The organism is Polaromonas sp. P5_D5 (assembly GCF_054049435.1).
In genome coordinates this window covers 58,380-72,810 of sequence record NZ_JBFUMJ010000005.1, presented here as the reverse complement: position 1 = coordinate 72,810, position 14,431 = coordinate 58,380, and the positions used below count along the sequence as shown (strand labels likewise).

General features: G+C 60.8%; 13 protein-coding genes. 10 read left to right on the top strand and 3 right to left on the bottom strand.

Annotation, left to right across the window (positions count from 1 at the left end):
• Positions 1–74 precede the first annotated feature (74 nt).
• The 4 genes from ACXJKE_RS18925 (at position 75) to infA (ending at position 5,646) form a co-directional block, all read left to right on the top strand.
• On the top strand, positions 75–3,605 hold the full coding sequence (locus ACXJKE_RS18925; protein ID WP_457282272.1) for a hybrid sensor histidine kinase/response regulator: 3,531 nt from the start codon (positions 75–77) through the stop codon (positions 3,603–3,605).
• Positions 3,589–4,620: a response regulator gene (locus ACXJKE_RS18920; RefSeq protein WP_457282146.1), complete on the top strand. Its 1,032-nt coding sequence runs from the start codon at positions 3,589–3,591 to the stop codon at positions 4,618–4,620. The genes ACXJKE_RS18925 and ACXJKE_RS18920 overlap by 17 nt, the downstream gene beginning before the upstream one ends.
• A gap of 469 nt (positions 4,621–5,089) precedes the next feature.
• A complete protein-coding gene (locus ACXJKE_RS18915; RefSeq protein WP_457282145.1) occupies positions 5,090–5,326 on the top strand; it encodes a hypothetical protein in 237 nt (78 codons plus the stop codon).
• A 62-nt stretch (positions 5,327–5,388) separates the two neighbouring features.
• Positions 5,389–5,646 carry a translation initiation factor IF-1 gene (gene infA, locus ACXJKE_RS18910; RefSeq protein WP_092132708.1) on the top strand — a complete coding sequence of 86 codons (258 nt, stop codon included), beginning with the start codon at positions 5,389–5,391 and terminating at the stop codon, positions 5,644–5,646.
• Between the two features lie 100 nt (positions 5,647–5,746).
• Here infA and ACXJKE_RS18905 read toward each other — a convergent pair whose 3' ends face one another.
• Positions 5,747–7,102 (bottom strand): dicarboxylate/amino acid:cation symporter, encoded by a 1,356-nt coding sequence (locus tag ACXJKE_RS18905; RefSeq protein WP_457282144.1) that lies wholly within the window; start codon positions 7,100–7,102, stop codon positions 5,747–5,749.
• Between the two features lie 120 nt (positions 7,103–7,222).
• The gene (locus ACXJKE_RS18900; RefSeq protein ID WP_457282143.1) at positions 7,223–7,840 is read right to left on the bottom strand and encodes a DUF502 domain-containing protein; all 618 of its coding nucleotides are present in this window, start codon (positions 7,838–7,840) and stop codon (positions 7,223–7,225) included.
• A gap of 269 nt (positions 7,841–8,109) precedes the next feature.
• On the opposite strand from ACXJKE_RS18900, the gene ACXJKE_RS18895 reads away from it, so the two are divergent.
• The 6 genes from ACXJKE_RS18895 to ACXJKE_RS18870 all read left to right on the top strand — a co-directional run bounded on the left by ACXJKE_RS18895 (position 8,110) and on the right by ACXJKE_RS18870 (position 11,339).
• Positions 8,110–8,274: a hypothetical protein gene (locus tag ACXJKE_RS18895; RefSeq protein WP_457282142.1), complete on the top strand. Its 165-nt coding sequence runs from the start codon at positions 8,110–8,112 to the stop codon at positions 8,272–8,274.
• Positions 8,271–8,642 carry a hypothetical protein gene (locus ACXJKE_RS18890; protein WP_457282141.1) on the top strand — a complete coding sequence of 124 codons (372 nt, stop codon included), beginning with the start codon at positions 8,271–8,273 and terminating at the stop codon, positions 8,640–8,642. Before ACXJKE_RS18895 ends, ACXJKE_RS18890 begins: the two co-directional genes overlap by 4 nt.
• Complete coding sequence (locus ACXJKE_RS18885; protein ID WP_457282140.1) at positions 8,639–8,812, top strand: hypothetical protein; 174 nt, start codon at positions 8,639–8,641, stop codon at positions 8,810–8,812. Before ACXJKE_RS18890 ends, ACXJKE_RS18885 begins: the two co-directional genes overlap by 4 nt.
• A 281-nt stretch (positions 8,813–9,093) precedes the next feature.
• Complete coding sequence (locus ACXJKE_RS18880; protein ID WP_457282139.1) at positions 9,094–9,333, top strand: hypothetical protein; 240 nt, start codon at positions 9,094–9,096, stop codon at positions 9,331–9,333.
• A gap of 116 nt (positions 9,334–9,449) precedes the next feature.
• Positions 9,450–10,262 carry a hypothetical protein gene (locus ACXJKE_RS18875; RefSeq protein WP_457282138.1) on the top strand — a complete coding sequence of 271 codons (813 nt, stop codon included), beginning with the start codon at positions 9,450–9,452 and terminating at the stop codon, positions 10,260–10,262.
• Between the two features lie 354 nt (positions 10,263–10,616).
• Positions 10,617–11,339: a hypothetical protein gene (locus ACXJKE_RS18870; RefSeq protein ID WP_457282137.1), complete on the top strand. Its 723-nt coding sequence runs from the start codon at positions 10,617–10,619 to the stop codon at positions 11,337–11,339.
• Between the two features lie 483 nt (positions 11,340–11,822).
• Here the strand turns inward: ACXJKE_RS18870 and ACXJKE_RS18865 are convergent, their stop codons facing one another.
• The gene (locus tag ACXJKE_RS18865) at positions 11,823–14,201 is read right to left on the bottom strand and encodes an ATP-dependent DNA helicase (RefSeq protein WP_457282136.1); all 2,379 of its coding nucleotides are present in this window, start codon (positions 14,199–14,201) and stop codon (positions 11,823–11,825) included.
• Positions 14,202–14,431: the final 230 nt, after the last annotated feature.

The following is a 14,431-nucleotide window of genomic DNA, read 5'->3' as shown; positions in this document are numbered from 1 at the left end:
GGGTAGAACGCATGGCACAGAACATGCACCTGAAGACGGTCAATCACTCCGCGCCCGGCGCATCTGCCCACTCCATGGACGCCCCGCTCACGCCCCAGCTGCCGCCACTGCCGCCCGAAGCGGCCGGGGCCGCGCCTTTGGCGGCCGAAGCGCCGCCGCTGCAGCGCATCATCAAGGTCAGGCGCGACTACAACAGCTGGGTGGCAAGCGAAACCATGGAAGACTATGCGCTGCGTTTCACGCCGCAGCGCTTTCGCAAGTGGTCTGAATGGCGGGTGGCCAACACCGCGTTCGGCGCGGCTTCTTTCCTGATTCTGGAAGCTGTGGGTGCCACGCTGCTGGTGAAGTACGGGTTTACCAACGCCTTCTGGGCGATCATGGCCACCGGGCTCATCATTTTCATGGCGGGCCTGCCCATCAGCATTTACGCAGCGCGTTATGGCGTCGACATGGACTTGCTGACGCGCGGCGCCGGTTTTGGCTATATCGGCTCCACGCTGACCTCGCTCATCTACGCCTCGTTTACCTTTATCTTTTTCGCGCTGGAAGCGGCGGTCATGGCTTACGCCCTGGACCTCGCCCTGGGTATCCCGCCCAGCTGGGGTTACCTGATCTGCGCGCTGGTGGTCATTCCGCTGGTAACCCATGGCGTCTCCGCGATCTCCCGCCTGCAGGTCTGGACACAGCCTTTATGGCTGGTCATGCTGGTGGTGCCTTTTGTTTATGTCTTCCTGCGCGATCCCGGTGCGTTTTCGGGCGTTTTGCACTACGGAGGGGAGACTGGAACGAACGGTGAATTTAATTTGCACCTGTTTGGTGCCGCTTTAACAGTCGGAATCGCGCTGATCACCCAGATGGGTGAGCAGGCCGACTATTTGCGCTTCATGCCGGTGCAGACTGACGCCAACCGCTGGCGGTGGTGGGCCGGTGTGCTGGCGGGCGGGCCCGGCTGGGTGCTACTCGGCGTGGTGAAGATGCTGGGCGGCGCTTTCCTGGCCTATCTGGCCATCTCCAACATGGTGCCGCTGGACCGGGCGGTAGACCCCAACCAGATGTATCTTGCGGCCTACGAGTATGTCTTTCCGAATTACGGCATGGCGGTGGCGGCCACGGCGCTGTTCGTGGTGGTGTCGCAACTGAAGATCAATGTGACCAACGCGTACGCCGGTTCCCTCGCGTGGTCGAATTTTTTCTCGCGCATCACGCACAGCCACCCCGGGCGGGTGGTGTGGGTGGTGTTCAACACGCTCATTGCCTTCATGCTGATGGAGATGAATGTGTTCCAGGCGCTGGGCGACGTGTTGGGGCTGTATTCGAACATCGCCATCGCATGGGTGATGGCTGTCGTCGCCGACCTGGTCGTCAACAAACCGCTGGGCCTTTCTCCCAAAGGCATTGAATTCAAACGGGCCCACCTGTACGACATCAACCCGGTCGGCGTGGGCGCCATGGCGCTGGCTTCGCTCTTGTCGGTCACAGCGCATCTGGGGCTTTACGGCGAAACGGCGCGGGCTTTTTCCGCGGTGATCGCCATGGGCACCGCATTTGTGACCGCGCCCCTGATCGCGTGGGCGACCCAGGGCCGTTACTACATTGCGCGCAGCTCCGGAGCGACTGCTTCCGACGGTTCTTACAAGCGCTATGCGACGCAGCAGTGTGTCATTTGCGAACGCGCCTACGAAGGCCCGGACATGGCGCACTGTCCCGCCTACCAGGGGCCCATCTGCTCGCTGTGCTGCACGCTGGACGCGCGCTGCGGCGACCTGTGCAAGCCGCACGCCAGCCTGTCGGCGCAGTGGTCGGGTGCGCTGCGCTGGCTGCTGCCGCGCCGCACCTGGCCTTACCTTGATACGGGCCTGGGCCATTTCCTGCTGCTCATGCTCATCATCGTGCCGCTGCTGGCCAGCGTGTTCGGCCTGCTGTACCACCAGGAAATCAGCGCGCTGGCGGACATCGAGCCTTCCGAGCCGGCTTTGCGTTCAGGTTTCATGAAGGCGTACATGGCCTTGCTGGTCATTGCCGGCCTTGTGGCCTGGTGGCTGGTGCTGGCGCATAAAAGCCGCCAGGTGGCCCAGGAAGAATCGAACCGCCAGACCCATTTGTTGATGCGCGAGATCGAGTCGCACCGGCAAACAGACGAGGCGCTGCAACAGGCCAAGCTGGTGGCAGAAGAGGCCCGCCGCCATGCCGACCAGGCCAACCAGGCGAAAAGCCGCTATATCAGCGCCATCAGCCACGAATTGCGCACGCCGCTCAACAGCATCCTGGGTTACGCGCAGCTGATGGGTGAAGACAACGCCATACCGCCGCACCGCAAACAGGCTGTCAGCGTCATCAAGCGCGGGGGCGAACACCTGCTTTCGCTGATCGAGGGAACGCTCGATATTGCCCGCATCGAGGCGGGCAAGCTCACGTTGAATGTCAAGCCCATGCATTTCGCCGACTGTGTGCACGAGATGGCCGGCATGTTCGAGCTGCAGGCCGCCGCCAAGGGTCTCGGGTTCCGCTTTGAGACCAGCGGTCATCTGCCGGAGCTGGTGCGAGCCGATGAGAAACGCGTTCGGCAGATTCTCATCAATTTGCTGGGCAACGCCATCAAGTTCACGGCGCAGGGCCAGGTGATTTTCAGGTTGCGCCATGCGCGCGAGATGGCCTACATCGACATTGAAGATACCGGCCCGGGCATGGGTGAGGCGGAGCTGTCCCGGATTTTTGAGCCTTTTGCGCGAGGGGCTACAGCCGGCCAAAGCGCGGAAGGCACACCGGGCGCCGGTTTGGGCTTGACGATTGCCAAGATGCTGACCGACCTGATGGGTGGCGAGATGACGGTGGTCAGCACCCCGGGCGAAGGCTCGATTTTCCGTATCCGGCTGTTTTTGCCCGAAGTGCACATGGCCGCAGGAGCCGTCAAGGATGCCGCCACCAAACCAGCCAGGCGCCAGCCGCGCGGCTATGAAGGGGTTCGCCGCAAGCTGCTGGTGGTCGACAACGAAGAGCCCGACCGTGAACTGCTGGTGCAACTGCTTGAGCCCATGGGATTTGAATTGCGTACCGCCGCCAGCGGTCACGATTGCATGGATCTGCTGGCCAGCGGGTACCGGCCCGACGTGATCTTCATGGACCTGGCCATGCCGGGGATCGATGGCTGGGAAACCCTGCGCCGTGTGCGTGCGTCAGGGCACGAGGACATTCATCTCGCCATTGTTTCCGCCAACGCATTCGACAAGGGCGCCGAGAACGATGCCGGCATCCTTCCCGAGGATTTCATCCTCAAACCGGTGCGCCATACCGAACTGATCGACTGGCTTGAACGGCGGCTGGCCCTCAAGTGGCGCTATGACCTTGCTGCGGATGACGGCGACCCTGTGGTCCAGGCCGTGCCACCGCGTGTACTGCCCGATGCGTCTCAACTCGCGGCCCTGCTCGAGGTCGTCAATCTCGGGTTTTACCGGGGCATCATGAACAACCTGGCAGAAATTGAACGGCAGCGGCCGGAGGCCGCGGCCTTTGTGGACGAAATGCGCGTGCTGGCGCGGCAATTTCAGTTTGAAGCCATGGGCCGCCAGCTAGCCAACAAGGAGACGGGCCATGAGCAGCGTGCTTGACGACGGACCAACGCTGGATCGAAAGCTGGACCGCACACTGGACCGGGCCAACAGCGATATCGTGCTGATTGTGGACGACGTGCCCGACAACCTGTCGGTCCTGCACGATGCGCTCGATGAATCGGGCTATACCGTCCTTGTGGCCACCAGTGGCGAGGCAGCGCTGCAGCGTGCGCTGCAGGCTTTGCCCGACATCGTTTTGTTAGACGCCATGATGCCCGGGATGGACGGCTTCGAAGTTGCCAAGCGCCTGAAGGCCATGGCTGAAACGGCGCACATTCCCATTATTTTCATGACCGGTCTCACGGAAACCGAGTACCTCGTGGCGGCCCTGGAAGCCGGTGGAGTGGACTACGTTACCAAACCGATCAAGCCCAAGGAAGTGATGGCACGCATGGGCGTGCATTTGCAAGGCGCCCGCCGTGCCAGGCAGGAAGCGCGGCAGGCAGGGCAAGCACGCAATGCGCTGGACGCTTTCGGCTACGCCAGCATCACGGTGCGCATGGGCGGTGAGGCAGACGGGAAATTGATCTGGCAAACGCCGCTGGCGCGCGACCTGCTCATGCGCTATTACGGTACGTCCGCGCCGCAAACACCCGAACCTGTACTCAACTGGCTGCGCCGCCACATGGCGGAGGCCGAGCGCCAGGTTGAGCCGCCGCGCCTGGCGGTGGAGCTTGGTCCGCGGCGCCTGACCTTCCGGCTGCACCAGCAGACCGGCGACGGCGACGGCGGCGGTGACTGGTTGATCGTCATGCGCGAAATTTCCGACGACGCAGTGGTGGAAGCCATGAGCCTGAGCTTCAAGCTCACCGCCCGAGAAGCTGAAGTGCTGTATTGGGTGGTCAAGGGCAAGACCAATCGCGACATTGGAGACATCCTGGGCTCTAGCCCAGCCACGGTCAAAAAGCATCTGGAACGGGTGTATGCCAAGCTGGGTGTGGAAACCCGCACCGCTGCCGCAGGTATGGCCATGAACCGCATACGGCAGCTGCATCCCCAGTTTGAGGGCTAGAGATAGAGCCCCCACGCTTGTCGCTTCGCGTACTGCGTTGCCCCCCGAGGGGGCCGCTGCGCCTGCGGCCCGGCAAAGCCGGCTCCGCGGCCCCTGGTTGCTAAGAATGAGCGGTTTGCGATGGCCGTATCAGGTAAAAAGCGTGATTTCCGCTGGGCGGTTACAATAAGAGCTTCGGTAAAGCATCAGCTTTTTTCATCGAGGCCTTTTCCCAACAGGCTTCCTTCTCAATTGCGGCGCTTCCCAGAGCCCGAATCCACAGTGTTTTCAGTGCCCATACAGCCCTGAACCCTCTCAACACTGTTCCGTTTTTCCGGCGAGCACTATTCCCGACAGTGCCACGCATGGCTCAACCAGCCCAGCCCCTGACAAGGGCCAGGTGGGTGGACACCGAACACCCGCCGGCTTGCTCGCAAGCCGATTACTCCTTATTTATCAAGCCGGGACACATACCCGGCACGGACTTTTTATGAACGTAGATCACACCAAAATCGCGGTGGGCAAGTACCTTGTCTCACCACTGGCCAAGCAGCAAGGCGAACGCTACGCTGCATCGGTCTCCATCCGCTCAGGCAGCGGCAGCGCCACGCACGACCGCGTGATGCGCTTCAGCGGCCTTTTCGACAGTGCGGCCGCGGCCGTGCATTACGCGACGGAACATGCCCTCGGCTGGATCCACGAGCGTTCGGCGCCGGCCTGCGCATAAGCCTTGCCAGCCCTTACAACAGACATCACTGACAATTTTTCCAATTCCCTAGGAGTTACATCATGGCCAAAGAAGAACTGATTGAAATGCATGGGCTGGTAGACGAAGTGTTGCCTGATTCGCGCTTTCGCGTCACGCTCGACAACGGCCACAAGCTCGTGGCCTATACCTCCGGCAAGATGCGGAAAAACCATATTCGTATCCTTGCCGGCGACCAGGTGTCGCTGGAACTCTCGCCCTATGACTTGAGCAAGGGCCGCATCACCTTCCGCCATATCGCTGGCCGTGGCCCAGGCCCGGCGCCGCGCCAGGCTCGCTAAACCGGCGGCTCGTCGCGCCCCAAAAAAGCACAAAGCCCGGCAGGCGGAGAATCCTCCGTTTGCCGGGCTTTGTTGTTTTCCCCTGAACTGTGAACAGGCCCTAGCGCCGGCCGGTCGCCATGTGCTCGGTCTTCTTGTTGATCAGCACTTCGGGCTCCTGGGCCTCGACCCAGGTTTCATGGTTGAGCCCGGCCTGGAGCCGCTCAGTGTCCAGATCATTCGTCCATTTGGCGACCACTATCGTGGCCACGCCATTGCCGATCAGGTTGGTCAGCGCCCGCGCTTCCGACATAAAGCGGTCAATCCCCAGAATCAGCGCCAGCCCGGCCACAGGCACGGTACCCACCGCCGACAACGTGGCGGCCAGCACAATGAATCCGCTGCCGGTGATGCCTGCCGCGCCTTTCGAAGTCAGCAACAGCACCGCCAGCAGCGTGAGTTCCTGCGTGAGGGTCATGGGCGTATTGGTGGCCTGCGCGATGAACACCGCCGCCATCGTGAGATAGATCGAGGTGCCGTCCAGGTTGAACGAATAACCGGTCGGGATCACCAGGCCGACGGTGGTTTTCTTTGCGCCCAGGTTCTCCATCTTTTCCATCATGCGCGGCAGCACGGACTCGGAGGACGAGGTGCCCAGCACGATCAGCAGCTCTTCCTTGATGTATTTGATGAACTTCCAGATACTGAACCCGTGCAGGCGCGCAATGGTGCCCAACACTACGAAGATGAAGATCAGGCAGGTCGCATAAAAAGCGGCCATCAGCTTGCCGAGCGACACCAGGCTGTCCACGCCATAAGCGCCTATGGTGAAGGCCATTGCGCCGAAAGCGCCTATGGGCGCCACCTTCATGATGAAGCCGACAATGGTGAACAGCACATGCGAGGCTTTTTCGACGAAGTCGAACACCAGCGTACCGCGCCCGCCGAAACGGTGCAACGCGAAGCCGAACATCACCGCGATCAGCAGCACCTGCAGAATTTCACCCTTGGCGAAGGCATCCACCACGGTGGACGGAATGATGTTCATGATGAAGTCGGTCGTGCCGACCATTTTCCCGGGGCCGGTATAGGCCGCGATGGCCTTGGTGTCCAGCGTGGACACGTCGACATTCATGCCTTCGCCCGGCTTGAACACGTTGACCAGGACCAGCCCGATGATCAGCGCGAAGGTGCTGACGACTTCAAAGTACAGCAGCGCCAGGCCGCCGGTCTTGCCGACCTTCTTCATGTCCTCCATGCCGGCGATGCCGATCACGACGGTGCAGAAGATGATGGGTGCGATCATCATCTTGATGAGCTTGATGAAGCCGTCGCCCAGCGGCTTCATGAGCTTTCCGGCCTCAGGGTAAAAATGCCCCAGCAGCACACCGGCGATCACGGCGCAGATCACCTGGAAGTAGAGCGATTTGTAAAGGGGTGGCTTGCGGCTTGTCTTCGTTGTCGTTGTGCTTGTCATGGCCGGGTCGCATCAGCGAATGCGCGGGTTGTGGGGGACGGATTCAATATAGCCCCGCCACGCGATTTGTCCATGTGGGAAACCACAGATAACAAATCTTTACGCCGCCCCGGCGCAAGCTCAGCCGGCCGGGCTGCCGCTGCCACTACCCGCGGCCGGCGGGCGGGCCATCCACGCAATCAGTGACGAGCGCATGGCTTCTTCCACCGACATGTCGATAGGCTGCACCCACTCCGTCGGCACAAACACCGTGTAGCCACCGATCATGTAGCCCATGGGTAAATAAACCGCGACACGCTCACCCGGAAGGAATCCGGAGGGCAGGTCGGCAAAGCTGCGGCGGGTGATCAGGCCCACGATTTCCATCGCGTGCCCAGGCATGCGCAGTATCACCACGCTTTGCTCGCCCTGCTTGCCCGAAGGTGAAAAGTAGTCGGCAAAACTCTTGAGCGACGAGTAGATGCTTTTGACCACCGGCAAATTGGTAAACGGCAATTCCGCAAAAGACAGCACTTTGCGCACACTTTGCTGGGATACCAGGAAGCCAATCGCCAGGATGGTCAGGATGCCGAACGCCAAGCCCATGCCGGGCAGGTAAAAACTGCCGATAAGAGGGCGCAGGATCCACAGGGCGGCAGTTTCCATCCATGCCAGGAAGATATAGAGGAGGTATACCGTCAGTGCCACCGGCAGGATGGTGATGAGGCCACGAAAGAAATATTTATAGAGGCTTTTCATGGGCTTTTCGTTGGCTTTTCGTTAAGGCGCGCTGCGCATGGTGCATTTTTCTGGCTAGCCTGCAATATAACCATTTCGCATGACACACCTCGCCAGGGAGGGTGTCGGCTTTCTCCTACATTTTCACGGTACTAATCACTGCCGGGTGTCACAGTCTCTTGCTTAAACTGTCGCAGTGCAGCCAATGCCCAACATTCGCCAAATTACCCGCAGCTGCTTTGACGCGATAACAAAATCAATCAACCCACAGCCCCAAGCCCAGCGCTGACATGAACCCGGACCCAGGTCTTCTTCCCGCTCACATCGTGCTTGCACCTGAGCAAGCGCCGATGCTGAAAGTTACCTTTCATTCCCTTGATATTTTTCGGCTGCGCTATCAACTGCGCAACAACGTCATGCCCGGCCATCACGGCCTTTTTCTAGGATATTTATGAGCCAATCCACGCTGGTCAATGCGCAACTCAATGTCCCCTTGCGTTCCCTTGCCCTGACAGTCGAAGAACCCGCGCCAGGCGAATTTTGCTGGCGCATCCTGGAGAGCCACGCGGATCCTCGGGTGTTTGAATCGGTGTCCTGCTCCGATATCAGTTTTGCCGCATATGACACTGCATTGGCCACCGGTTACGGCGAGTTGCAGCGCCTGATCGGTCCCGACCTGCAATACGGCCCGCGCAGCGATGAGCCTCAGCAGGTCGATCTTTTCGGTGCTGCCAGTTCTGCGAAGAAAAATACGGCGGCGGGCAGCCCGGAAATCCGTGCGGCGAGAGACACCGGCATCAAACCGGGTGCGGTACCTGCGTGAAACCCGATCTGCAAGCGGAGTACGTGGGGCTCCGCGCACAGCTTGAGGCCCTGGAGGCGGCGCCGGTAAAAGATTTTCCACGCATGGATCAGCTCATCGATGAGCTTGAGAAAATTCAGCTGGCCATCAAGGCCGAACACGGCCTCAAGGGCAACAATCCCAACGAATAGTCCGCCGGATAGATATGCAGGAACGGCAGCACCGCAGCATGGCAAGTGCGGCCCCACTCAGCGCAGAACGCGCAGGGAGCATGGGCGATTCTGAATCAGGCCCAGGTGTTTATATTGGTTCGGTGCGTAGCATTTTGTGACCTCGCTTGTCCTACACGACAGGCCGTACCGGACCGACGCCGTGTCCCAGTCTCCCCTCGTAAATTGGAATTAGCTGGCAATACGGCCAGCCATTTACCAACCCTGATTGCCTGTGATGGGCATGACTTAAGGAGCAAGACATGAAGTTTTCCAAATCCCTGGCCTCTGCCGTAGCCGCCGCCGCTGTTGTGAGCACCATTGGCCTGGCATACGCCCAGACCGAAACCCCAACGGCACCAGCTGCGCCTGCAGAGTCGTCCGGCCAGACCATGCAAAACCAGGACACCACCACCCCTAGCAGTGCGGCACCTGCCACCACGACTGAAAGCAACACGGCTGGCTTCCAGACCGAGCGCCCAGCACAAGCTGACCGCAACTAAACCCAGACCGTCATGCACCTTGGTGTGACACCGCTCCGGTTTGCCATGTCTTTTAAGGCGCGGCTTCCGGAGCGTTTTCACATGGCTGCCGGATCGTCATTGTTTTAGCGCAGGCCATGCGTCGTATTTTCATGAACATGTTTGCGTCGCCCACGCCCTCGGCCGGCGATGGGCCCGGCACCAGCCGCGCAGACGTTCTTGACGGCATCAAGCAAGGCATCTTGCTGGGCTCGGCACTGCTTGTCCTGACATTGCCGCTTTTTCATGCCCGTCCGGTTTCTTCTCCGGCCCTGAACCCCATCCCTTCCAGCGCCTTGCAGCTGGCGCCGTCTTTGCGCTTTGCCGATTTTGGTGAAGAGCCTGCGTCGGATGAGGCGCGGCAGGTTGCCAATTGGGTGGTTGCCTCGGGGGACAACCGCAGGCTTTTCTTTGTCATCCTCGACAAGATAAATACCAAGGTTTTTGTTTTCGAACCCTCCGGCAAGTTGCGCAGCGCCACGCCCGTGCTGATCGGTGCGGCGGTCGGCGATGATTCCGTGACCGGTATCGGCGGGCGGCCCATTGCGCAGGTGCAGCCCCACGAACGCACCACACCGGCGGGCCGGTTTATGGGGGAGCCTGGCCGCAACACCTTGGGCGAAGATGTTGTCTGGGTGGATTACGAAGCAGCTGTTTCCATGCACCGCGTGCGAACACTGGAGCCCAAAGAGCGCCGGCTGGAAAGGCTTGCGTCTCCCGGTACCGAGGACAACCGTATTTCCTACGGGTGCATCAACATGCCGGTGGCATTTTTCGAAGATGTACTCAAGCCCGCGTTCAATGCGAGCTATGGCGTGATTTACGTTTTGCCGGAAATCAAACCACTGGCTGAGGTTTTTCCTGCCGCCCATGCGCTTGCCGCAAAACAGGGGCTTCGCCCCGCCGCCTGACACCCGCCTGTTCGCTCCTTCGATCACCTCTCGCGAAGAGTGAGTTGTAACAACCCCCTGCGTACTGTTGCGCGCTCGCATCTTCAATGCGAAAAATGCCCGCATGTGGCCGCTGTTACCAAATTCCTGAGTAGCTAAATCTGGATGCAAAAAAAGCATGAATGACAATACGGCAAACGATTTATTGCTATTAAAAGCATAGCAAAAATCCAGAGGATTTCAGGGTTTTTCCGTTGTGAACATTTGCTTGCATCGCTAACATGGTGCAACCACAGCCGGGCTCCTACCCCAAAGGTTCGAGGCCGGCTTTTTCATGTGCTCCGCACATGGCAATGAATTCAACCCAGGATCAGGATGTTGTTCAAAGGAAAGGCACTGCGCGCAAAAACCGTCTGCACGGCGGCCCTTGCCTTTCTCGCTGCGATCCCTCTGTGGGCATCTGCCATTCCCGTAGATCCGCCCTTGGTACGCGGCCCGGAACCCGTGATGGCGGTGCCGGGCGCCGGCAGTTCCGCCGACATGACACTGGTCGCGGCATCGGCCGATGCACGCTACGCCCTGCGCTGGATCATGAACGCGCGCGATAACCAGGGCCTGCCATTTGTGGTGGTCGATAAAAAGGGTGGGCGCATTTTTGTGTTTGACGCCACGGGGCAATTGCGCGGTGCATCGCCGGCATTGACCGGCCTGACAGCCGGCGACCACACGGTGCCGGGCATGGAGCAGCGCAACGTTGCCAGCCTGCGCGCAGACGAACGCACCACGCCGGCAGGCCGGTTTGTTTCCGAACCCGGCCACAACCTTCACGGCGAGGCTATTGTGTGGATCGACTACACGGCCAAGCTGGCAATCCACCGTCTTCGCCCTGCGGCTCCGGCAGAACGCCGCGCCGAGCGGCTGGCTTCTGAAACACCTGACGACAACCGCATTTCGCTGGGATGTGTCGTAGTGCCCGTCAATTTCTACGAAACCGTCGTGAATCCCGTGCTGGGAAAAAGCCATGGCGTGGTGTATGTCCTGCCTGAAACCCAGCCCGTGCAGCGCATGCTGGGCGCGCTGCAATTCAGCCAGCGCTAAATCCTTATAAACAGCTTCGCTGACGCCTCTGCGCGCGTGGATGCTGCTGGCACCTGGCCTGTGAGTTGTGGCAACCGCCAAAATGGCGGACCGTATTCCTTGCTGATTGAGGTGGTAGGGTTGCTATCATTTTCGGAGCTTCTTGCGCCCGTCCCGATTGACCTGCAGGCCGATTTTCCTTGAGTTCCGGGTGTTTCCCTGCTGGACTTCAGGCGGCCGAGCCGCACAACTACACGCGCGTCAGCGATTCCTTACTTGCAGCAAGCCTTCAGGCTGGCATGGCCGCCCCCGGACGCAATCTACATTGAAGTTGTCTTCAATTTGACAACTTTCAGGAGAATCAAATGCCTCTCATTGCCTGGTTACTGGGTGTCCCCCTTAGTGTGGTTCTTATCCTCATGCTGCTGGGCGTGTTTTAGGCCCCGCATGGTGAGCGGCCTTCATGGCCGTGCAGGCAAAAGCCCGCGGACGCGGGCTTTTGCTTTAGTGATTCAGTGGGTGGGGCTCCGACAACGCCGCGGCCGGTTCCCGCCGCCTGGCGCGTAGCCGCGCCACCTTCCACCAGCCCGGCAGCAGGCTTTGTACTTCGGGCCGGGTGAAGCGGTCGTCCATGAGATAGACCACGCCGCGGTCCGAGGTGGTGCGTATGACCCGTCCGGCCGCCTGCACGACTTTCTGCAGGCCGGGATAGAGATAGGTGTAGTCGTAGCTCTGGGCCGCGCCGAAGTTGATGCCCATGCGTTCGCGGATCTGCTCGTTCACTGCATTGACCTGCGGCAAACCCAGTGTGGCGATGAACGCGCCTATCAGCCGGTCGCCCGGCAGGTCTATGCCTTCGGCGAACGAGCCGCCCAGCACCGCAAAGCCGATGCCTTGCGAGGCTGGCGTGAAGCGTGCCAAAAAGGCGTCGCGCGCGGCTTCTTCCATGCCGCGCGTCTGTTCCCACACGGGAATATGCGGGTAGCGCCGCCGGAACAGCGTGACCAGCTTTTGCAGGTAGTCATAGCTGCTAAGGAACGTCAGGTAATTGCCGGGCCGGCCCTCATACTGCCGAGCCATCAGGTCGACGATGGGCGAAAGCGAATCGTCACGGTGTTGAAAGCGTGTGGAGACGTCGCTTACCACCGAGACCTGCAATTGCTCGGCCAGGAAGGGCGACTCCACCTCTGTCCAGACCGTGCCGGCCGGCAGGCCCAGCGTGTCGGCGTAGTAGTTTTGCGGGCTCAGCGTGGCGGAGAAGAGTGCCGTCGACTGCGCGGCGGCAAAACGCGGCGCCAGGAAGGGCGCAGGCACCACGTTGCGGATGTTGAGCACCGCGAGCTGCTGGCCGAGTACCTGGCCCAGCGCGTCGCGGCCGGCTTCCTGCTGCAGCGTCACGTCAAACAGCGAGTGTTCGCCAAAGTCTTCAGCCATACGCGAAAAGTGCAGTGCCTCGAAATAAAAATCCTGCAGTTCGCCGTCCATGCGGGTCGGGTTGGCCAGCAGGAAGTCGGTGATCTGGGTCAGCGCCTGCGCCAGGGTTTTCAGAAAAGGTACGGGTAGCTCGGGATGGACCTGGTAGGCCTCGCCCCGCGCCTGCTGCGCCTCCTGCAATTCCAGCAGGCTGCGGTTGAGCCGCTCCAGTGCGCCGCGAACGGCGCGGGGCGCGGTAGCGTGCACCTGTTGCAGCTGCGCCTGACTCAGCGTGGCTGAGTACATCTTGCGCGCGCGCTCCACCAGGTTGTGCGCTTCGTCCACCAGCACGCCTACGCGCCACTGGTTGCCCACGGCCTGGCCGTGCAGCAGCGCGCTGGTGTCGAAGTAATAGTTGTAGTCGCCCACCACCACGTCTGCCCAGGTGACCAGTTCCTGGCTCAGGTAGTAAGGGCACACATGATGGGCCAGCGCCAGTTCACGCAGTGCTGCTTTATCGAGCGGGCCTTGTGCGGCGGCATGCTGCACCGCAGCGCTGCGCGCCTGGGGTAGCCGGTCGTAAAAGCCCTTGGCCAGCGGACAGGCGTCGCCGTGGCAGGCCTTGTCCGGGTGTTCACACGCCTTGTCACGCGCCACCAGCTCCAGCACGCGTAGCGGCAGGGCCGCCGTGCTGCCTTTGATGCGGTCCAGCGCATCGAGCGCCAGCCTGCGGCCCGGCGTTTTGGCCGCCAGGAAAAACAGCTTGTCGAGTTGCTTTTTCGGCACAGCCTTGAGCAGCGGAAACACCGTGCCAATGGTTTTGCCGATGCCCGTGGGCGCCTGTGCCATCAGGCAGGTGCCGGCCTGGGCTGTCTTGTAAACCGCTTCGGCCAGTTCACGCTGACCCGGCCTGAATGCAGGGTGCGGAAATGCCAGCGTGGCCAGCGCAGCATCACGCGCCTGGCGGTGTGCCAGTTCCTGGTTGGCCCAGGCCAGAAAGCGCTCGCACTGCGTTTCAAAGTATTCCTTGAGCGACGCGGCGGAAAAATGTTCGGTCAGCGGTGTTTCCTGCGTGCTGGCCACGTCAAGGTACACCAGTGTCAGGTTGACGTCCTGCAGCTTTTTGGCTTCGCAAAGCAGCCAGCCGTAAATCTTCAGCTGTGCCCAGTGCAGGTGCCGGCGGTTGTCGGCCATGGCGTGCAGGTCGCCCCGGAAAGTCTTGACCTCTTCAAGCTGGTTGCGTTCAGGGTCGTAGCCATCGGCACGGCCGCGCACCTTCAGGGTCTTGTACTCGCCCTCCAGGCTGACTTCGGCCTGATAGGACTCTGAAGACTCTGCACGGCGCGACGCCACCATGGCGTGCCCGGCCATGCCTTCCTGTGCGGAAGGTGATGGCGTAAAGCGCAGGTCCAGGTCGCCATGCTTGGCGGTGAACTCGCACAGGGCCCGGACAGCCACAAGGTATTTCAATCGGTAGTCGCTCTCTGAGTCACATGAACAGGGGAAGGGTTCATGGTAGCGCAGGCGCCGGGCGCCGCCTCCCAAAATCAGCCCAAATAACCCGAATTGCCCGAATTGTTCTCCCCATGGAAAAAGAACATTCACCGGGCCACCATTTACTGCTGCGCTGTAGCCGTCTACATTGCATCAATGGGCAACAAAAGCGGAGCTGAACGGCTTTGCAGCCCGCAACGACCCCC

Coding starts and splice junctions, on each gene's coding strand:
- ACXJKE_RS18925 (WP_457282272.1), top strand. CDS start 75: ATGGACGCCCCGCTCACGCCCCAGCTGCCGCCACTGCCGCCCGAAGCG.
- ACXJKE_RS18920 (WP_457282146.1), top strand. CDS start 3,589: ATGAGCAGCGTGCTTGACGACGGACCAACGCTGGATCGAAAGCTGGAC.
- ACXJKE_RS18915 (WP_457282145.1), top strand. CDS start 5,090: ATGAACGTAGATCACACCAAAATCGCGGTGGGCAAGTACCTTGTCTCA.
- infA (WP_092132708.1), top strand. CDS start 5,389: ATGGCCAAAGAAGAACTGATTGAAATGCATGGGCTGGTAGACGAAGTG.
- ACXJKE_RS18905 (WP_457282144.1), bottom strand. CDS start 7,102: ATGACAAGCACAACGACAACGAAGACAAGCCGCAAGCCACCCCTTTAC.
- ACXJKE_RS18900 (WP_457282143.1), bottom strand. CDS start 7,840: ATGAAAAGCCTCTATAAATATTTCTTTCGTGGCCTCATCACCATCCTG.
- ACXJKE_RS18895 (WP_457282142.1), top strand. CDS start 8,110: ATGAACCCGGACCCAGGTCTTCTTCCCGCTCACATCGTGCTTGCACCT.
- ACXJKE_RS18890 (WP_457282141.1), top strand. CDS start 8,271: ATGAGCCAATCCACGCTGGTCAATGCGCAACTCAATGTCCCCTTGCGT.
- ACXJKE_RS18880 (WP_457282139.1), top strand. CDS start 9,094: ATGAAGTTTTCCAAATCCCTGGCCTCTGCCGTAGCCGCCGCCGCTGTT.
- ACXJKE_RS18875 (WP_457282138.1), top strand. CDS start 9,450: ATGCGTCGTATTTTCATGAACATGTTTGCGTCGCCCACGCCCTCGGCC.
- ACXJKE_RS18870 (WP_457282137.1), top strand. CDS start 10,617: ATGTTGTTCAAAGGAAAGGCACTGCGCGCAAAAACCGTCTGCACGGCG.